This is a genomic window from Fervidobacterium islandicum (genome assembly GCF_000767275.3).
In the GTDB taxonomy this organism is placed as follows: Bacteria; Thermotogota; Thermotogae; order Thermotogales; family Fervidobacteriaceae; genus Fervidobacterium; species Fervidobacterium islandicum.
Genome location: NZ_CP014334.2, coordinates 2,078,338 through 2,098,207, shown reverse-complemented (window position 1 = coordinate 2,098,207; position 19,870 = coordinate 2,078,338). Strand labels below are relative to the sequence as shown.

Here is a 19,870-nt window from a genome sequence, read left to right as displayed (position 1 = left end):
TATCTTAGCCCTTTCTTATCTTTTCGAGCTGTTTCTCAATTTCGACCATCGATTCTATGAACCTTTGCGCAATCGTTTCAGGCTGGATAGCACTAAGTATAATGTGGTTTGAGTCGGTTATGAGAATCGACCTGGTCTTTCTTCCATAAGTTGCATCTATGAGTTTCCCTTCGTTCTTTGCATCTTCTTTCAACCTCTTAAGTGGCGCGCTCTCAGGATTAACTATGGCGATAACCCTGTCACCAGCAATAACATTACCGAAACCGATGTTGATCAATCCAAACATAATCTACACCTCCCAGATTGGTAAAACCTCTGTTCAATTGCTCAAAGTAAAGTTACTCGATATTCATTACCTGCTCTTTGAATTGCGAAACAAGGTATTTCCCTTCGAGCGCCAAGTTCGTTATATCGGTAAACCTGCTCTTTGAGAGTATTGTGTTGAATTCTCTCAAGATTTCTTGCGATATGAAATTCAGCATATCTCCAACGGGCTCGTCTTTTGAAAGTAATTCTCGGGTCCTTTTCAAATGGCTATCCAGCCTGACAAGTTCTTCACGTATATCCGCCCTGTCGGCGATAAGTGCAACCGCACTCTCGAAAAGCTCTTTGTTCAGTTCAATATCATCCGGTAACAGATCTCGAGTGTTCGTCTTTATCCTTTGTGCAACAACTTTCGGAATATCTTCAGCTTTCTCATTAATTCTATCCACAACTGATTGCATCATTTCAACCATTTCTACCAAATCCTTCGTTAGCTTTTCACCTTCTATTTTTCTCTCCCTCACTACTTCTGCAAGTGCCTCTTCCAAGACTGCTTTAGCACACTGCCACGCATTTTCAATTTCTTCGTTGCCGATCTCAAACTGGAACGCATCTCTAAACGCAAGCAGGTGTTCCAAGCTAACGGGGATTGGGATGTTCAAGTTCTCTCTGATGTCGGATAAGGCGTCGTAATAGGTTTTAAGTAGGGAGTAATCCACGGAAACTTGTATGGGTTTCATGAACTTAACCCAGATCCTTGCACTGACCTTTCCCCTGGATATGTACTCCTTTATCTTCGCCATCGCATCGAGTTCTTTCGAGTTGAGAAAATAGTTCATCGAGACGTCGATTGTAAGCCCCTTTGAATTCAACGTCTTCACTTCACAGGTGATTTTGTAATCGTCGAGTATCTTTTGAACCTTTGCGTAACCTGTCATACTTCTTGGCATTTAAACCACTCCTACAGCTTGCTGGTATTATTATACATTAAATTTCCAAAAATTCCAAGTATTTCACCAAAAATTAAAAATAAGTGCGGGAAGCCCCCTTCCCGCACCATATTTCACGGTCTTACAACAAGGTTTTTAAACCCCTATCGAAGGTTTGACAGGATCGTTTCAGCAATCTTTTCACCGCTCAGTCCGTAGATTTCAAATAACAACTTTGCATCACCAGAAACTGGGAATTCACTCAGTCCAAGCTTGATAAATTGAGCTGGAATTATGCGCATTTCAAAGAGCTTTTGAGCTATGAGGCTCCCAAGACCATTCAAAACATTGTGGTCTTCGACGGTGACAACGAAATTCGAGTACTTTTTGAGCACTTCTTCATCCAAAGCGTACGGACAGCTGACGTTGATCACGGCGAAATTAAGACCTTTGCTTTTCAGTATCTCGTAAGCTTTAAGTGCGTACGGGACCGCGGAACCGATGGCATATATTGCACCATCTGTCCCATCTCGTAAGATATCCATTTTCCCGTATTCAAATTCGTAGTTTTCATCAAAGTACAAGCTTCCATCTTCTTTTCTTATTGGTTCCAATTTACTTCTCCCAACAGCTACAACGAAATTCCCGTACTCTTTGGCAATGTACCTAACCACCCTATCTGTTTGATTCGGATCCGCTGGAACGATAACCTTAAACCCGTACCAAGCAAGCGGTGCACCGATGTAATTGAGTGCGTGGTGTGTTTTTCCATCTTCACCAACATCGATTCCACAGTGTGTAACAACAACTTTAAGGTTAGTGTTGTTGATGGCATTTAATCTGTGCTGATTGAACGTCTCATCGACACCGAAGACTCCGAAATCTGCAAAGAACGTTACAATACCGTCTGCCGACATCGCACCAGCTAACGCCGCAGCGTTGTGTTCCTGAACACCCACTTCCACTATCCTGTCAGGTCTTTCTTTATCTAAGAAATCCAACTTCACGGAGCCTTTGAGGTCGCAATCGACAGCGACTACGTTGTCGTTTACCACAGCAAGGTCTGCTATGGCCCTACCGAGTGCGCTTCTATTGTCCGTTGGCTTGTCATATACTCTGACTTTGCCTGTATCCAGACGTACATCGTAGGTCAATTTTACCTTCTCATGCGCTTTGACGGGCAGTTTCTTGCGCATCTCAATGTATTTTTCAACGTCATTTTCCACACCAAGTTGAGCCAATGCTCTTTCTAGCTCTTCTTTGCTTAACGCTTTACCATGGTAATCGGGCTTGTCTTCCATGAAATCCACACCTTTGCCAATGACGGTGTGTGCAATTATCGCCGTTGGATACCCGTCGTCTCTTGCGATTTTAAGCGCTGCAAGTATCTGTTCAAAATCATGACCGTTGATCTCTATCGTCTTCCAACCGGCTGCTTCAAACTCCGATTTTATATCGACATACATGATTTCATGGGCGTGTCCACTGATTTGAATATCGTTGTAGTCCACCAACACTGTTAAGTTATCGAGTTTGTACTTTCTGGCAGTTCTTCTCGCCTCTTGAACCTGTCCCTTTGCACTCTCACCATCGCTCATGACGACGTATACGTGGTAATTCTTCTTTTTGTACTTTGCCGCAAGGGCAAAACCAACACCAGCCGACAGTCCTTGACCCAAGTTACCGGTTGTCCATTCGACACCGGGGATACCGCGGGTGATATGTCCCTCAAATATCGATGCAGGATGCCTGAAACCGGCAATCACTTCGTCTCTATTAACATAACCATACGCGGCCAGCGTCGAATACACACCAGGTGAAATATGACCGTGGCTTACTACAATCCTGTCTCTATCTTCATTCCAAGGATCTTTTGGATCAACGTTGGCAAATGAGTAGAGGGCCAAGAGCATATCGATAGAGGACATCGAACCACCCGGATGTCCTGAGTTTGCTACGTAAGTCATTTTCAGTATATCTCCACGACACTGGATACTCAGTTTTTTAAGCTCCTCAAGCGTCTTGCGCACTCTCAATACCTCCTGTCTCTGCTGTCTTTAAATCTTGAAAATGTTTTATTCAAAAGCAATCTCGTATATCTTCCTGATATCATCCACTTTCAGTTCCTTGACACTACCAAACGGTGCATGTTTATTCGCCAACTGCGTCAGTCTTTCAATATCTTCTTTGGTGAAGCCAACTTCTTTCAGCGTTACAGGCGCACCGATTTTCCTGTACCAATTTTTCAGCTGCTCGATAACATCCTCCGGTGAGAACTCACCAGACATGCCAAGGATGTTTTTGCCGAATTTGATGAGTTTGCCAGAGATTTTGTCCTTGACGTAGGTCATCCAAGCGGGGAAGACTATGGCAAGGCCTGCACCGTGGGCGATATCAGGATTAAGTGCGCTTACCGCATGTTCAAGCTCGTGCGAAGACCAATCCCCTCCCGATGTTCCCATGCCGGTCAATCCATTGAGTGCTAACGTAGTGGCAAGGCAGAAGTTCGCCCTTGCTTCGTAGTTTTCAGGCTCTTTGAGTATAACTTCTGTGGTTTCCATAAGTGTTCTGATTATCCCTTCGTCTATTCTATCGATTAAGTCGCTACCAGCCACGTCAAAGTAGTATTCCATCACGTGGCTTATAGCATCGATAGCACCGTAGACTACTTGGTTGGCAGGCAAGCTGTACTGAGTTGTCGGGTCGACTATCGAAACAACAGGGTACACGTGTTTTGAGCCAAAGTAGAATTTCTCTTGTGTCTTTTCGTTCGTCACCACGGCATTTCCGTTCATCTCTGTGCCAGTTGCAGACATCGTGAGGATTACGTACAAAGGAAGTGCTTTCTTCACATTGTACTTACCTATAAAGGCATCCCAAATATCACCATCGTAGTAAAAACCCGCTGCAACCGCTTTTGCACTATCGACAACGCTCCCGCCACCGACTGCGAGAATTGCCTCTACGTTGTTTTCGCGTGCAACGTGGATAGCCTCATGGACCTTCGAAAGAACAGGATTCGGCCTTACACCTGAGACTTCTACCTTATCAATACCATGTTCAAGGAGCGACCTAACAACTTTTTCGTAAACGCCGTTCTTTTTAATCGAGCCACCACCGTAGAGCATGAGGACCTTCTTTATACCATCCTTCTTGAGATATTCACCTATGTGTTCGACCGTTCCTTTCCCAAAGACCAGTTTTGTTGGATTGTGAAAAACGAAATTCTCCATCCTACCCACCTCCTTTGCCCAAGCCTGGCAGAGTCTTTCTCTCACACAATGTTAGCTGTTCAAATTATATCACAAATTGTACATTTCGAAAACAGAAAAAAGGCTGAGATATGTTAAAATAGCTTTGTCTACAATTCTTGAGGGGGATGATAACTGTGAAGGTATCCATTTCAATGGTATCGTCAAGATTAAGACCTCGGAGTTTATTATTATTTTTCACGATCGCCATTATTTTGGCGATAGCACAGACAAGTATTGCGACACTTTCCTTAAGTGAATACATATTAAACTCAGGAAAGCCGACCTACACTGTTTTAAGTTCTGCAAATACGATATTTGGTGGTAAGTTTTACTTATTGAATGTAAAGAGCCAGACGTGGCGTGGTATCGAATGGAACCACAAAGTGGGGATATACGTACCAAGAAGATTGGTCTACAAAAACCATGGCGTTTTGATGGTGACAGGTTCTGCGCCGAAAGACCCGGTGTCCAACATCAACAACTATGCTCTTGTCATCGAAAGTATCGGTGCACCTTTCATAATACTCTGGGATATACCTAACCAGCCAATATTCGGCCTAAGAGAAGACGCTCTGATAGCTTACACTTTGGCGAAATATCTTGAGACCGGCGAAGAAAATTGGCCCCTCTTGTTCCCCATGGTTAAGGGTGTGATTTCAACGATGGATTGTGTGCAAAACCTACTGGAAAAGGAACAGAACTTTCGGATTGAAAAGTTTCTGGTCACAGGAGCGTCAAAAAGAGGATGGACAACGTACCTTACAGCTGCCATTGACCCGAGGGTCTTCGCAATTGCGCCCATCGTGTACGACAACTTGAATATGCCACTCCAGATGAAAAAACAACTCGAATACTATGGAACATTCAGTGAGCAGATAAAAGACTACACAAAGTACGGTCTCACAAAGATGATAGCCGAAACCGACCCCAACAAAGTCCCAGAAATCGTTAAAGCCATCGATCCTTTCTACTACAAAGAAAGCTTAACAATGCCAAAGCTCATAGTGATAGGTACAAACGATCCTTACTGGGTTGTTGACTCCTCTCAACTGTACTTTTACGATTTACCAGCACCAGTGTACGCATACGTTATACCAAACGAAGTACATAACATTACTAACCAAGCCGAATTTTTCAATACACTTAGGGCATTTTTTGTGCTGGCTGTAGCAAATAGCCTTCCAGAAATACAGTGGAAGGAAAACGAAAGTGGAATGATCGTTGAAACACCTGAAGAGTTAGAGTACGCAAAAGGCTGGTACGCTGTTTCTGATACGCTGGATTTCAGAAAAGCCCGGTGGGAAAGTATCGATTTAGAAGTGCAGTTAAACGAATGCGGTAAAAAGATAGTCAAATTTGAAAAGAACACAGACAAGAACTTGGCGATGCTGGTAGAACTAAGAATTCTAAAGGAAGGCTACTCCTTTAGTCTAACGACCATCCCAAAGGTCTTTAAAAGGAAAGGCAACTAAAGGTAATAAAAAAGCCCGCCATAGGTCCATCGGCGGGCTTTTTTAATTGTTCTTCAACCACTACTCTCCTTCGATTTCCAGCCACACGTCGTCCATAATCAACGGATCTGTTGGATTACCGCCACCCATGATGTAAGCTTTAGGCTCTTGTTGAAGTGGCCTGAATTTATTCTCTATCCCGTCGTAGTCCCAACTCGTTATGTATATCGTCCAGCCTGCGAAGGATGAAGGATTTCCGAGCCATTCACCTTTGATTATTATCTTTACCCACTCATCTTCAACAAATACTTCAGGTGAACCTATCTGCGTACCGAATTTGTCCTTTGTAGCACTTTGCGAAGTATATATGGCACTCGACCAGCCTGTTGCAAAGACTTCCCAGTCCCAATCCCAGTTGTCGAATTCATAGTTCTGGAGCGGTAAAACACCTGTGCCCTTCCTGTTTGGATCGTCTATGAAAATCTGGTACGTTACGTGGTCAAATCCGTTAGGAGGCCCCCAGCTCTTTGTTAAATCCCTCGGTTTGATTGAGATCACGAGTGTGCTACCTATGCTTTCCACCTTTGCCTCCACAATATCCATCTGGCGTTTAAACGTCGCATCGGTCGGGTACACGTAAGTTCCATTTGGACCTATATCATCACCAAGTGGGTCTTTTGCCTCGGCAAGTAACTTCTTTTCAAGCTCAACTGCGAATCTTATTTCGCTTGTGTAAACTGTATCCCTAACATTCCTCCCGACAGCCCTGACAAGCAGCACATGTTCTCCAGGGTCGAGCTTGAACGGATCAATGGTGAACGTAAATTTTCCTTCTTTTGGTTCTATTTTTATCTCATTTTCAGCCTTCCTATCAATATACACGTACACGGTTTTTCCAGTCGTTGTACCGACAACTTCTCGTAGTGCCTTTATAGTATCACCATCTTTCAAGTCAATTCCCACGGTCGTTGTAGGAGTATAGACCTCTGACTTTTCCTGTGAGATACCAAAGACTGTAAATGTTCTTGGTGGAACCCTCAGAGTTATGTAGCCATCAGTTCTTACAACAACGGGAGTTCCAAAACCACCCACGGCGTTGTAGATAGGCTCTAAGGTTGTCCCTGGTTCGTACTTTGTCTTAAAGTTCGTTATTCGCGAATCGTTCGCTGTATTTAAAACGACCATCAGTTCCTCTTCCTCACACTTCAGTGTATAAATGAGCAATCCAGAACCTCTCTTTTCAGACAAAAGAATCTCAACTTCTCCGTATCTTGTTGCAGGATGCGACTTTCTAAATTCTATAGCGTTCTTTATGAATTTGTACATGTCGCTGTCTGGATTAAAGTGACTTTTTCCAAAAGAACCCCATCCGCCGTTAAACATGCTGGCACGTGTTTCTTCAAAGTATTGTTCAGTTCCATAGTATATAACAGGCATACCTGGTAGAGTTAAAAGAAGCCCCAAAGCTTGCATCGTGATGTTCGGAGTTACCCCTTTGCCAAATCTTTCCATATCGTGATTGTCGATAAAAGTAACCAACAGTCCTCTCTTCAAGATCTCATTTCTTGTAGTAAGCCTGTACGCAAGAAAATCCGTGGGCTGTCCACCCTTAATCACACGCCTTATGTCCTCCATCAAAGTGAAATCCAGCATTGAGTTAAATCCATGTTCGAAATAAGAGGCTATTTCCAAGTCTGAGGTGTTCTCATATGGCTTTGAAGATAGCCATGTTTCTCCAAAAGCTATAAAATCTGGCTTTAATGAAAACATCCCATTATTACCTTTAAAGAACTCATCGAAGAACGACTTTTGAACGTACATTGCCGTATCTACTCTAAAACCATCGACGCCAATTTCCTTGATCCAATAAGCATAAGAATCTTTTAGTGCTTCAACAACTTCTGGGTTTTCAGTGTTAAGGTCATCTAAACCACTCATTTGGTAGTTGAGTTTTTGCTCAGGGTCTGAGTAGTTGTTGATATCAGGTGTCCAGTGGTATATAGCTCTCTGCCTCTGTTCAGGGTCGTTGTAATTGTTCAAACTGAACGGGTATTGAGTTGGTGCTGACGTTGGTATACTTCCAGTGTTCAGTTCGAATTTCCCGTTTCTGAATCTAAAGTAGTTTCCAACATGGTTAACAACAATGTCCTGGATTAACTTCATTCCATTCTTGTGTAGTGCATCTGCAAGCGCTTTGTAATCTTCAAGTGTTCCAAAGTGCTCGTCAACCTTTTTAAAATCTCTTGCCCAGTAGCCATGGTATCCACCGTAATTTACCCATGGATCCCACCACTGATTAGCCACAGGTGGTGTTATCCAAATTCCATCGACACCAAGACCTTTTATATAGTCGATTTTATCGATGATACCCTTCAAATCTCCTCCGCTGTATTTCGCTCCGTCACGAGGGTTGTATTCACCTTTTCCCTGGTTATTGTTGGAAGGTTCTCCATCGTTAAAACGGTCAATCATTATCATGTACAAAACCTTATCAGCCCATCCACCCTTGTACTGAGTTAACACATCAGAGAAGCCTACAGCATCTAAAACGTAACTGAACATAAATCCAAAAAGTAGCAAACCTACTACAGATTTCAAGAAATTTGCAAAAGCTTTCCCTTTCATACCTTCCACCTCCAATGAATTGCTATCCCAAAGCTTTCCTTATTCTACCACGGGGAGTGCATAAAAAACGAAGGTGTGGTACAATTTCCAAAGAAGTGGTATAATTTCCAAAGAAGGGGGCGAGTAAGATCCTGTTAACTTGTAGTGATGGAAGACAATAGAACACAGATAACACGCGCAATATCATTGTTGTTCAGTTTCAAGAGATTTCTCACTACACAAAAGCTGTTCACGTACATTGGAAGATTGTCAATATTCTTAAATCCACGCTTGGCTCGTACAAAGTCTTGGAATAACGAAAACTTCGATTCACATTGATTGTTCTGCCCAAGTCTCACAACTATATGGTTGATATTCTTGTATAGTATCTTCACTGCACCATACGCACCAAGTCCATCAGTGATTAGTTCGATTTCTCTTTCGTTGTTACCAAAGAACTTCTCTAACAATATCTTCACTTGACCCATATCGCGATATTTGGATACATGCCAAGCAACAATAAGATTCGTCTCATGGTCAACTAAGAACCAAACATAGTACTTTTTGGATTTAAACAAAACGACAGTTTCATCACCATGGACTTTGAAAGCATCTACAGGAACGAGGATGGAAAAGAAACAAGACAACTTAAGGATCCACTTGTAGATAGCGACATGAGAGACTTTGATATTAAGTGAGTCTCTGATGGAACGCAAGGACACAGCTTTGAAATAAAGGACGAAGGCTTTAAGGACAATAAAGATAGGGAAACGGAAGAACTTGAAAGAGTCGAAAGGAAGAGGGACAAATTGAGGTAAGTTAGTTGGGATTTCGTCTCTGGTATGGCAAGAACGGCAACGGAACTTAACGAAGGCTTTTTTGATTTTGTGGATTTGCATAGTTTTTCCACAGACAGGGCATTTAGGATAAGGGAAAGAGAAGAGCTTGTGTTTTTTTGAATGAACAAGTCTGAAAGTGCGCTTACAGTCTTTGCAAAAGTATTGTTGGTTACCGTACTTATCATGACCGTTTTTGTAGATGTTGGTAGAGCCGCATTTGGGGCAAGAGACTACAGAATTTTGCATAGTGGAGTACCTCCTTTTTGTGAGAATTGATGGTGGGGGGTGTTCCACTAATAAGAAGATAATACGGTTTTTGGAAATTTTCAATACTTTTAGTTAACAGCATCTAGTGTGGTGAGGGGGGATTAATATGGTGGGTGAGCACCCTTATGTAAAATGGGCTATAGAAGTGATAGAAAATTACGTCAAGTACAGAAGGATTATAGAACCATACGAAGGTTTACCCAAAGAGCTTTTCGAAAGAAAGGCTGGATGTTTTGTAACTTTGCACAACTTGGATGGCTCATTAAGAGGATGTATTGGAACATTTATGCCTGTTCATGAAAACCTCGCGTATGAGATTCGTGATAACGCGATAGCAGCTGCAACTCGTGACCCAAGGTTTCCTCCTGTCGAGCCTTACGAGCTTGATAACATCATCGTTAATGTTGACGTTCTTAGCCCATATGAACCGGTGAGAAGCATCGCTGAACTTGACCCGAAAAAGTATGGAATAATCGTCCAAAAAGGATGGAGAAGAGGATTACTATTGCCAGATATAGAGGGTGTGGATACGATTGAAGAACAAATGCGTATAGCTAAACTCAAAGCAGGAATATTTGACGATGATTTTGAGATATACAAATTCACGGTTGAAAGATACCGATGATATAAACCATAATCGTGTTCAAAGAATTCCCTGGTTTTCATAATTTAGAGAGGTGGTCTATGCGTGAAAATGGTGGGAAACGAAGGTATGAACTTTGGTAAGTTAAGAACAGAGGATATAAAAGACATAATTGTACTTTCCTTTGGTTTCTTTGGGCTTGGTTTTGTGGTTCCAACTTACATTTACCTAACATTGAACTTCTTATTGAAATCAACAATTTCAAGGACACTTACACTTGCACTTTTCTACTCAGAGTTGCTTTTTGTTGCTTTACTAAAGAACAAAATACTTTTCCTATTTGAAATGACAAGGAGTGCCATAGGTCGAAGAACTCCTTATATACTCGTCTTTGGAACCACCTCAGCTTTCTTACTCTCAACGATTCCAAATTTAATGACAGCTGAGACAAATCTCTTCAGTCTTTTTCTTGTTTTACTCTCTTTTAACTTCTCGTTGTTCGTCTACTCGTTGTCATTAATAGGACTTGCGCAAGATAAGAAAACTTATTTCAACCAAAAGCTTTTAAACTTTCAGTCGGTGTTTTGGAGTATCTTTGGAGCACTCTGGTCGTACACTTACTCTCTGAAAGTATTCAAAACCGACACGTGCAGTGAAATAGTGTCTCACGTGAGTCTTTTGTTTTTCTTCTCCGTTTTTGCTGTTGCTTTCTTGATAGTTGAGGATAAGAAGTACAAAATCAAACTGAGCACAACTGAGAAAGCTGAAATATACGATAAATTCCAAATAGGGAAAACTCCAAAGGCTGGAGTCCAAAACAAAGCTCAAAGAGTCAACCTATCCTTAGACGTTGTAAAAACCGTACTCTTTTATCAAATCGAATTCTTGCTACCTTTACACGCATGGTACTCATTCACTACGCGCAAAACCGCACCTGAATTAGAAGCACCTAAGATGCTGTTGCTTTTCGTTCTGGGTGCTACGCTAAACGCTCTTTCAAGCGCTTTTTTCAAAAGTTATGGAGAGAAGGTCCGTCTTTTAGGGCACGTTAATACAGCGCTTGCGCTATTTATCTACGCAACGACTTTCTTACTTGCAATAAAAGGATGGATGTTAACATCTGCATTCTTAATCGGCTTCTTTATCTACTCGCGAATACAAAAGCCACTTGGTTCCATTTGCTTGGGTTTGGAAAGATTCCTGCCAGAAATCTACAAAGATAGTGTGCAGAAGATAAATGAAGTAAGACCTTGGGAGACCTTTTCAGTCTACGCAAGCATCATTTTGTCTGGAATTCTGATGGATATATTTGGAACAGCTGTGGCCAGTTACATCTTAGGACTATTACTTGTGATTTCACTGATTGTTGAACTTTCAAGCACTCGTGCTAAAATTGAAAATAAGCAACAATAAAAAAGAAGGTAGGTGTAGATGAATTGATAAAAGACGGAGATAGAGTCTTACTCTATGGAGAAGATGGGACAAAATTCCTTGTGAGAGTAGAAGCAGGGAAGAAAAAAGGTACGCACCTTGGTGTTGTTGAATTTGATAAGATAATCGGGAAAAATTACGGCGATATAATTACGATTGGTAAGACAAGCAAATCTTACTACCTCCTGCAACCTACCTATATCGACGACATATTCTCGATGAAAAGGAAGACTCAAATAGTTTATCCAAAGGATTCAAGCTACATTGTTATGAAATTAGATATCAAACCAGGCAGTAGGGTTATTGATACTGGCGTTGGAAGCGGTGCAATGTGCGCTGCAATGGCAAGGCTTGTTGGAGAAGAAGGGAAGGTCTACGCGTACGAAAGACGCGAAGACTTCTACAAACTCGCAACCCAGAACCTTACAGAATGGGGACTTGTAAACAGAGTTGAATTGAAACTCCGTGATATCGCATTCGGATTTGACGAAACAAATGTGGATGCTCTACTTTTGGACGTACCAGATCCAGAGAACTACATTCAGGTGTGCTGGGAGGCACTTGCCGGCGGTGGTCGAATAGGTGTAATCTGTCCAACGGTCAATCAGGTCTCCATGGTACTTGAGAAGATGTACGAACTACCGTTTATCGATGTAGAAGTGTGGGAATCGTTGATGAGACAATTCAAACCATATCCAAATAGATTAAGACCAGTCGACAGGATGGTCGCACACACAACTTATATGATCTTTGCCAGAAAGGTGAACGCACTTGCAAAAGGTAAAGCAGAAACAAAAGGTCAACCACCCACCACTTAAGTGGCGGGCTTGGAAAAAGCCCTGGTTGACTACCCTCAGCCTTTTCGGCTACGTTAGGCTGGTCACGGCACCATGGAATACTGCTCAAGTTCCATGCCCTGCCGTCTGCCACTAAACAGTCCTAATGGGTAGGGACAGTGTGGCAGACACGACAAGCCAGCCTAACTTTGGGGATGAGCACCTAACTCCGATAGGAGGCTTACCGCATGGTATTCGTGATTTCAAAAGATGGAAAACCACTAATGCCAACAAAAAGGCTTGGAAAGGTTAGAAGGCTCTTGAAACAAGGACTGGCGAAGGTAGTGAACAGAGAACCATTTACCATCCAGCTTTTGTACGAAACAACAAACTACACACAACCTGTTACCGTTGGAATAGACACAGGCTCTAAGGTTGTAGGTGTATCTGCCGTCACTGACAAAGAAGAGATATTCTCTGCAGAAGTCCAGCTTAGACAAGATATCAAAAAGTTACTACTTGAGCGCAGGCAACATAGAAGGTTCAGAAGATACAGAAAAACAAGATATCGCAAACCCAGATTTCTAAACAGACGAAAGGAAGATGGTTGGTTGCCTCCAAGTTTGCAGTGGAAAGTAGACGCGCACGTCAGGATAGTAAACAAGCTCAGCAAAATAATACCGATAACAAAAGTCGTTGTGGAAGTTGCACCGTTTGATATCCAGAAAGTACAAAATCCAGACATAGAAGCAAAAGACTACCAAAATGGTCCGCAGAAAGGATTTAGCGATGTAAGAGATTACTGCCTTTGGAGAGCTGGATACAAGTCTGAACTGTCTGGTAAAACTGGAATACTGGAAATCCACCACATTATTCCAAGAAGCGAAGGTGGTACAGATGCACCGAACAATTTAATAGTGCTAACAACACAAGAACACAAGATGTTGCACGAAGGCAAGATAAAGATACCTAAATCAAGATTAGAGCAAATAAAGGTGTTTAAGCACGTAGCTCACGTTTCAACGATTGGGTGGCACATAGTCAACAAACTCAGGCAAAACTACCATGTCGAAATCACGTATGGTAGTATTACGAAAGAAAAACGGATTCTGTATGGACTTGAGAAGTCTCACAGAGATGACGCGTTAGTAATAGCTGGTGGGAATATTCAAGAAAGAGCAAGCGAATGGTACTTCGGTAAATTCTTCAGGCGACAAAACAGGTCGCTTCACAAAGCCAATCCGATTAAGGGCGGGAAAAGACCAATTAACACAGTTAAGCAAGTGAGAGGGTTTAGAAGGTTTGATAAAGTTGAGTGTGAAGGTGAGAAAGGGATAATAACAGGTTTAAGAAGCAGCGGATATTTTTCGATAAGTAGTCTTAGTGGAGAAAAGATAAGTGACAGTGTAAAGTATACAAAATTAAGGCTAATTGAGAGAGCTAAAACGTTGATGTTCGAAAGGAGGGAAAGGGCTACTTGTTCATGGCTAAAGCCACGTGTATCCGTAGCCCGGTTTCATGAACACACAAACGATATTGCGAGTTCCTAATCAAAATGTGGTTGAAAAGGAAGGTGAAAAGTATGAAAAGCGTTTTTAAGGGTTTTCTTTCTTACGTTTTCTTGGCTGTTGTGGTTATCGCATCGAGCTTGATACTATCAGGAGCATCGGACAAGGAACTACTCAATTACATTTCTCCACTCTACGAGACGCTTTACAGAATTAATTACTTTTACTACGACATTAAGAATGTAAAATTCGACAAGCTCATCGATTCTGCAATAGACGGTATGGTAAAAGGACTCGGAGATGACTTCAGTTACTACTATCCTCCATCTCAGATGACTGAGCAGCAGATAGAGATGGAAGGTCAGTACGGTGGACTTGGTATTGAAGTTACGTACGACAGTGAGAACAGAGCTGTTAAGGTTGTAAGCCCAATGTACGGAACCCCGGCTTGGAGAGCGGGATTGCAGGCGGGAGACCTTATCATAGGCATCGATGACCAACCTGTGAGTGAAATGGAATACATGGAAGCTGTAAATAAGATGAGAGGAAAACCCGGTACTTCTGTAAAACTTACCATAAAACGTGGAAACAACATTATTGAAGTTACTATAGTTCGTGAAATCATTCAGATAATCCCTGTCAAATCCGGTATAACCGAGTATAACAAAACCAAGATAGGTTACGTACTTATAACTAAATTCAACGAGCCTGTCCCTTCAGAACTTCAAAAAGCACTCAGGAAACTCTACGATCAAAAGATCGATGCTTTGATTTTGGACCTGCGCAACAACCCTGGTGGATTACTCGACGTAGCAATCAACGTGGCCAATCAATTTTTGGATGCAGGTAAAATTATCGTATCTGTAAAAGACAGGGATGGAAAAATCACCGAGCGTTACATCAGTGAAGGCAACAACTATCCAAAGGTACCGATGGCCGTTCTTGTAAATAACGGTTCTGCTTCCGCTTCAGAAATTGTAGCTGGCGCTCTGAAAGAGAACAACAGGGCGGTACTTATCGGTCAAAAGACGTTTGGAAAAGGTTCCGTGCAAAGAGGATTCCCTCTGAGTAATGGTGGGACCGTCTTTTTGATGATCGCTCACTATTTAACACCATCCGGCAAGGATATACACAAAGTTGGCATCGAACCAAATCTCAAAGTCGAAGAAACTCAAGGAGCTACAAACACGACCGTCAGAAAGATGGATGCGAAAACATACACGTTAACCGAAATAGAAGTAGACCAAAATGACCCCGTTGTCAAAGTTGCACTTGATTACCTTGTAAAACAGATAAAAAATGAACAATGAAGATATTCGTTAAATCAGAATACACGCACTTTAGAAAGTGAAGTATGAAAAGATGAGGGTAGAATTTTATGCGTTAGTTTTCTTCGCATTCACGGTCATCACGTTTACTTTTCTGACCACAGGAAAAAAGCCTGTAACGATGGAGGAGGTTCTGCCTTCTCCGTCTCTTTTTTTGAAAAATCCATACAAATACACGATTTTGAGAAAGACTAACGAGGTTAACCAACAACTGTTTTTCATAGAATACAACAGAAGGATTCATATATACGATGATTCGCGTGTACTTGAACGCGAGATATTCATGGTACAAGATATACGTGCAGCAAGATATGTTACAAAAAAGGTTTGGCACTACTGGTGGGGGTATGGCGTCGAGTGGATAAGGTACAAAATCAAACATATTAACTTAGTCTGGTATCCAAGAGTTTACTTAATTTACAGCAAGTACTGTGCCAACAAAACCTTTGGAGATGCATTTTGGAGCGCACTTAACGGTTTGAATACATCTTTTTGTCTGGGAAAATCAGATGAAGAGATAGCAAGATTGATAACAGAAAAATACAACGTTGAATTCGTTGCTGATAAGTAAATTGAAGCCTTAACGATAAGGGGAGAAACTCTGAATGGCAAAGTTGAAGTCGAAAGCTACTGTAGAAATGATAAAGTCTCTCGTAGCTCTTTTTTTCTTAATCGTCCTTTACCCATGGTCTGCCGAGTATTTGCACCTTGGAGTCTTTCTCTTAGACCCTGAGGTCTTTAACTTCTTTCTTTTATATCTTCCAACACTTGTGTTCTTTTCCAGTTTGTTTTTGAACTTAGAGGAAACTTTTCAGGAAGTTCAAAGACTGGTTGTATACGCCTTCGCTCCCATCTTTGCGTTCAGGCTTGGTTGGTACGGACTTTCATTCCATTATGGTTATGTGGTATGTTACATCATTAGTAATTTTGTAAAACCGAAATTCCAAAAACGATTTCCCATAATTATATTCAACGGATTAGCGTTGTTATTACTGTTAACATGGAGGGCGAGCTGAATTGGAAAGGTTTGCCAAGTGGTATATCGAAACCATTCTAAATAAGCAAAAACAAGTCATAATCACATTGTTCATTATTTCGGTTTCGCTCGGACTGTACGCTGTTCTCGGTCTTAGAATAAACGCGGACATCACGGGATTAGCACCTAAAGAAGATCCAAGGTTTCAAGACCTTGTGAAATACACTTCTGAAAAGTTGACTTCTAATACCCTTATTGTGGCTGTCGATGGTCTAAAAGAGCACAATCCAGATGATGTCGCACAAAAACTCAAAGACCTTTTCGAAAAGACTTCATACATAAACCAAGCAAAGCCTTTTGATAACCCAGAAACCTTGGTAAAATATGGACTGCTCTCTTTAGGTGAAGGAACAATAAGCGACACTGTTAGGTACTACCGTTCCCTTACCAATGTGGAACCAAAGACACTCGTAGATTTCAGATTTTGGAGAAACATTGGTTCTGCCCTATACGATTTGAACAATTATATAGAAAACATAGTTCAAAAAAGTGGTATAAAAAAGTACTACTTAATCTCTCCCGATAAAGAGCTGTTGGTTATGAACTTCTCTATGACAAAACCAATGTCCGATGTAAAATTTGTCACAGGAGCTATACAAGAGTTGAAAAAATTGTCCAAGAATTTCGAAGCTCAGAACAAGGTCAAGGTTTATTTCACCGGCGGAGTCATGTCTACTTACGAGGCAAACGTTCAAGCTTCGAAAGATTTCACACTAACAACTTTCATATCGTTGGGGGCCATAGTGGCTATAATAATCATTGGCTTTGGCAACTTACTCGAACTTTTGATTCTCTCAACAGGCCTTCTCATGGCAATGGGTATAGCCCTTGGCCTTATAGCCTTGTTTTTGAAAGAACTGAACATAGTAACCACTTTTGTCAACGCCATGTTACTTGGAATGGGTATAGACTACGCGATGTATATCGTTACAAGAATACAAGAACGATTCAACATTGAAGGTATCTCACGCCAGAGTATTATTGCTGCCTTTATTGAGAACTTTAGGCCGTCTTTTATATCTATGATAACAACAGCACTAGCATTTCTCGGAATGCTTTTAAGTCCTTCCGATGCTATTAAACAGATGGGTTTTTCGATCGCTCTTGGCGTAGTAGTTTATTTCTTCGTCTTTAGCACGCTGGTCCCCATAGCCCATGATAGATTCATCTCGAAATTCAAGGGAAGACAGAGGGAAACGTACGTGAGGATAGTTGATATAATAAGAAAAAATCGGATACTCATGGTATCAACCATGGTTCTCACTGTTATCTTGGCAGCTATAGGTGTATTTTCCATTTTGAACTTTTCATACACAACTTCAAGCTTGATACCTAAGAAGTCAGAAACAAATATCACAAGCGAGCTTATAGCTAAAAAATTCGGTAGCATTGCTTCAAGTGACATAGCAATAGCAGAAGAAACTTCGGAAAAGCTGCACAGCGCGATTCAAAAGCTCAAAGACGCAGGTTTGATAACATCCGACTTTTCTATATTAACATTCATCCAAAACCCAGAAAAAATAGCTGAGGAAAAATCGAATATCTACGTCCAGGTACTTGAGATAACCAACACGCCATTTTTAGAGATTTTGTTCAGAAAATACGGCTTATACGAAAGCTTCGTTTCAACAGTGGATGTGATAAAAAATATCACCACAACCGAAGACCTCTTCAAATTAATGGAAAAGGACATCCCGAGTCTTTTCTACCAAGATATCCAAGGCAAGAAGTATCTACTTGCGCACATAACACCTGCAATGGACATCTGGAGTAACAATAATATCAAAAAGTTCTTTGAGTCAGTTAAGGTTCTTGGAGATATAAGGGTGTACGGCTACACCGCCCTTTTTTATGGTATCATCGAAGAGCTGTTAAGGTCCACTGTATGGGTATTTGGCATAGTTTTTTTGATAGAATTTATAGTGCTTTACATAGATTTTAGAAGCACTTTGAAGGCATCACGTATATTGACACTGACAATATTGAACACACTTGCTGCCTTTGGTATTTCTTACCTTATGGGTATAAAAACAACTTTCATCACGTTTATCGTCTTGCCGATTTTTCTTGGGATAGGTGTTGATAGCTTTGTAGAATTAGACCACAGTATTCGGTATGGAAAAGAGAGTGTTATAAAAACGGAAAAAGCGATTATAATGAGTGTGCTCACGACTGTTGCGTCTTTTGGCAGCTTCATATTTGCGCAAGGGCAACTGCTGAGGGAATTTGGTTTTGTCACATCCGCAGGTCTTATAGGTGCCCTGCTTATTTCATTCTTCTGGTACCTAAATTCTGCAGAAAAGTCTTACCAGAAAGCAGCTAGGAGTAAACTATCAACTTCTAATGATGAGCAGGGGGATAAACAATGAGAATACTTATGATTTCAGACACATACCTACCACAAATTAACGGTGTAGCGACTTCGATTTATTTATCAAAAAAATATTTGGAAATGCGGGGGCATGAGGTCTACATTGTAGCACCCGTTAAACCGGAAGGAGAAGACAAGGCCCTCGTTGTACCAGGTATTCCTTTTCTTCTAGAAAAGCAGCACAAAGTCGTCTTTGCAAACCACATAAAGATAATAGAATTCGCGCTTGCGAACAAGATAGAGATAATCCACAGCCATGATCCTATGGCACTCGGTATGCGAGCTTTAAAAGTGCAAAAAGACTTGAAATTGCCCCATGTTCATACCTATCATACACTATTGACCGAATATAGGCATTACGTACCACCGCCGTTTACACCGGACAGACGGACAGTTGAGGAATTCTCTAAGTGGTTTTGCAACAAGGTCAACACCGTTATAGCACCAACGGAAGAAATAAAACGTGAACTCATATCGTACGGCGTGCAAAGGCCTATCGAGGTTGTACCGACAGGCATCGATACAATAGAGTTTTCCAAGCCACCTGAAAAGGACATCCGTAGAGGATACAGCATACCACAGGACGCTGTACTGTTAATGTACGCAGGAAGGCTCGCAAAAGAAAAGAATCTGGGATTTCTTTCAAAAGTGGTTTCACGCTACATGCACAATGAACCCAATGTTTGGTTCTTAATCGTTGGAGATGGACCTGAACGGAAAGAGCTTGAGAACTTCTTCCAAGACGAAGGGCTATCAGAAAGGGTTGTCTTTGCCGGATACGTTCCACATAAGGAAATAAAAGATTACTACAAAGCCGCTGATCTATTCGTATTTGCATCACTTACAGAAACACAAGGTCTGGTCGTTTTAGAAGCTTTGGCAAGCGGTATACCCGTCGTCGCAATAGCTTACAAAGGCATTGCAAACGTGCTTGTAAATGGCGAAGGAGCCATAACCACGGGTATCGATGAAGAAGAGTTCTACAATGCGATAATCACTGCCCTTGAAAAGAAGGATGAACTACGAAAAAGAGGCATAGAATATGTCGAAAAGCACTGGTCAATGAACACCATGGCTGACAGGTTAGAGGTGATCTATCAAAGGGCTTTGAAAGAAGGGTTTATAGACTTCCATATGCCATCCATAATAAACACTTCCTTGCAACTGAAACTCAACGCCATATTTAAAAGGCTCATAGAACTGTTTGAATAAACAAAAAGCGCTCCTTA

Annotated in this window: 16 protein-coding genes; 10 read left to right on the top strand and 6 right to left on the bottom strand. The window is 41.5% G+C overall.

The window, feature by feature from the left end:
- Positions 1-4 precede the first annotated feature (4 nt).
- From NA23_RS09965 to NA23_RS09950, 4 genes are all read right to left on the bottom strand, one after another.
- Entirely contained in the window at positions 5-286 is a 282-nt protein-coding gene (locus NA23_RS09965; protein WP_014452437.1) for a DUF370 domain-containing protein, read from the bottom strand.
- Positions 287-338: 52 nt separating this feature from the next.
- On the bottom strand, positions 339-1,214 hold the full coding sequence (locus NA23_RS09960; RefSeq protein WP_033191671.1) for a YicC/YloC family endoribonuclease: 876 nt from the start codon (positions 1,212-1,214) through the stop codon (positions 339-341).
- A gap of 143 nt (positions 1,215-1,357) precedes the next feature.
- Positions 1,358-3,223: a transketolase gene (locus tag NA23_RS09955; protein ID WP_084384097.1), complete on the bottom strand. Its 1,866-nt coding sequence runs from the start codon at positions 3,221-3,223 to the stop codon at positions 1,358-1,360.
- Positions 3,224-3,268: 45 nt separating this feature from the next.
- Entirely contained in the window at positions 3,269-4,426 is a 1,158-nt protein-coding gene (locus tag NA23_RS09950; protein ID WP_033191673.1) for an iron-containing alcohol dehydrogenase, read from the bottom strand.
- Positions 4,427-4,581: 155 nt separating this feature from the next.
- Between NA23_RS09950 and NA23_RS09945 the strand changes: the two genes are divergently transcribed.
- Positions 4,582-5,919: a PhoPQ-activated protein PqaA family protein gene (locus tag NA23_RS09945; protein ID WP_052107140.1), complete on the top strand. Its 1,338-nt coding sequence runs from the start codon at positions 4,582-4,584 to the stop codon at positions 5,917-5,919.
- Between the two features lie 60 nt (positions 5,920-5,979).
- Here NA23_RS09945 and NA23_RS09940 read toward each other — a convergent pair whose 3' ends face one another.
- Together NA23_RS09940 and NA23_RS09935 are read right to left on the bottom strand one after the other, a co-directional pair.
- Complete coding sequence (locus NA23_RS09940) at positions 5,980-8,523, bottom strand: alpha-amylase family glycosyl hydrolase (RefSeq protein ID WP_033191674.1); 2,544 nt, start codon at positions 8,521-8,523, stop codon at positions 5,980-5,982.
- 134 nt (positions 8,524-8,657) lie between these two features.
- A complete protein-coding gene (locus NA23_RS09935; RefSeq protein WP_249477070.1) occupies positions 8,658-9,587 on the bottom strand; it encodes a DDE-type integrase/transposase/recombinase in 930 nt (309 codons plus the stop codon).
- A gap of 127 nt (positions 9,588-9,714) precedes the next feature.
- Here NA23_RS09935 and amrA point away from each other — a divergent pair, with 127 nt between their 5' ends.
- The 9 genes from amrA to NA23_RS09890 all read left to right on the top strand — a co-directional run bounded on the left by amrA (position 9,715) and on the right by NA23_RS09890 (position 19,853).
- Positions 9,715-10,233 carry an AmmeMemoRadiSam system protein A gene (amrA, locus tag NA23_RS09930; RefSeq protein WP_033191675.1) on the top strand — a complete coding sequence of 173 codons (519 nt, stop codon included), beginning with the start codon at positions 9,715-9,717 and terminating at the stop codon, positions 10,231-10,233.
- Positions 10,234-10,296: 63 nt separating this feature from the next.
- A complete protein-coding gene (locus NA23_RS09925; RefSeq protein WP_033191676.1) occupies positions 10,297-11,604 on the top strand; it encodes a hypothetical protein in 1,308 nt (435 codons plus the stop codon).
- Positions 11,605-11,627: 23 nt separating this feature from the next.
- Positions 11,628-12,440 (top strand): tRNA (adenine-N1)-methyltransferase, encoded by an 813-nt coding sequence (locus NA23_RS09920; RefSeq protein ID WP_052107141.1) that lies wholly within the window; start codon positions 11,628-11,630, stop codon positions 12,438-12,440.
- 206 nt (positions 12,441-12,646) lie between these two features.
- Positions 12,647-13,948: an RNA-guided endonuclease IscB gene (gene iscB / locus NA23_RS09915; RefSeq protein ID WP_084384095.1), complete on the top strand. Its 1,302-nt coding sequence runs from the start codon at positions 12,647-12,649 to the stop codon at positions 13,946-13,948.
- Positions 13,949-13,980: 32 nt separating this feature from the next.
- Positions 13,981-15,216 carry a S41 family peptidase gene (locus NA23_RS09910; RefSeq protein WP_033191677.1) on the top strand — a complete coding sequence of 412 codons (1,236 nt, stop codon included), beginning with the start codon at positions 13,981-13,983 and terminating at the stop codon, positions 15,214-15,216.
- Between the two features lie 52 nt (positions 15,217-15,268).
- On the top strand, positions 15,269-15,805 hold the full coding sequence (locus NA23_RS09905; protein WP_033191678.1) for a hypothetical protein: 537 nt from the start codon (positions 15,269-15,271) through the stop codon (positions 15,803-15,805).
- Positions 15,806-15,839: 34 nt separating this feature from the next.
- On the top strand, positions 15,840-16,250 hold the full coding sequence (locus NA23_RS09900; RefSeq protein ID WP_033191679.1) for a hypothetical protein: 411 nt from the start codon (positions 15,840-15,842) through the stop codon (positions 16,248-16,250).
- Position 16,251: 1 nt separating this feature from the next.
- Positions 16,252-18,639, top strand: coding sequence for an efflux RND transporter permease subunit (locus tag NA23_RS09895; RefSeq protein ID WP_249477064.1), 2,388 nt, complete (start codon positions 16,252-16,254; stop codon positions 18,637-18,639).
- A complete protein-coding gene (locus NA23_RS09890; RefSeq protein WP_033191681.1) occupies positions 18,636-19,853 on the top strand; it encodes a glycosyltransferase family 4 protein in 1,218 nt (405 codons plus the stop codon). Before NA23_RS09895 ends, NA23_RS09890 begins: the two co-directional genes overlap by 4 nt.
- Positions 19,854-19,870: the final 17 nt, after the last annotated feature.

Coding starts and splice junctions, on each gene's coding strand:
- NA23_RS09935 (WP_249477070.1), bottom strand. CDS start 9,587: ATGCAAAATTCTGTAGTCTCTTGCCCCAAATGCGGCTCTACCAACATC.
- amrA (WP_033191675.1), top strand. CDS start 9,715: ATGGTGGGTGAGCACCCTTATGTAAAATGGGCTATAGAAGTGATAGAA.
- NA23_RS09940 (WP_033191674.1), bottom strand. CDS start 8,523: ATGAAAGGGAAAGCTTTTGCAAATTTCTTGAAATCTGTAGTAGGTTTG.
- NA23_RS09910 (WP_033191677.1), top strand. CDS start 13,981: ATGAAAAGCGTTTTTAAGGGTTTTCTTTCTTACGTTTTCTTGGCTGTT.
- NA23_RS09960 (WP_033191671.1), bottom strand. CDS start 1,214: ATGCCAAGAAGTATGACAGGTTACGCAAAGGTTCAAAAGATACTCGAC.
- NA23_RS09890 (WP_033191681.1), top strand. CDS start 18,636: ATGAGAATACTTATGATTTCAGACACATACCTACCACAAATTAACGGT.
- NA23_RS09905 (WP_033191678.1), top strand. CDS start 15,269: ATGAGGGTAGAATTTTATGCGTTAGTTTTCTTCGCATTCACGGTCATC.
- NA23_RS09950 (WP_033191673.1), bottom strand. CDS start 4,426: ATGGAGAATTTCGTTTTTCACAATCCAACAAAACTGGTCTTTGGGAAA.
- iscB (WP_084384095.1), top strand. CDS start 12,647: ATGGTATTCGTGATTTCAAAAGATGGAAAACCACTAATGCCAACAAAA.
- NA23_RS09900 (WP_033191679.1), top strand. CDS start 15,840: ATGGCAAAGTTGAAGTCGAAAGCTACTGTAGAAATGATAAAGTCTCTC.
- NA23_RS09965 (WP_014452437.1), bottom strand. CDS start 286: ATGTTTGGATTGATCAACATCGGTTTCGGTAATGTTATTGCTGGTGAC.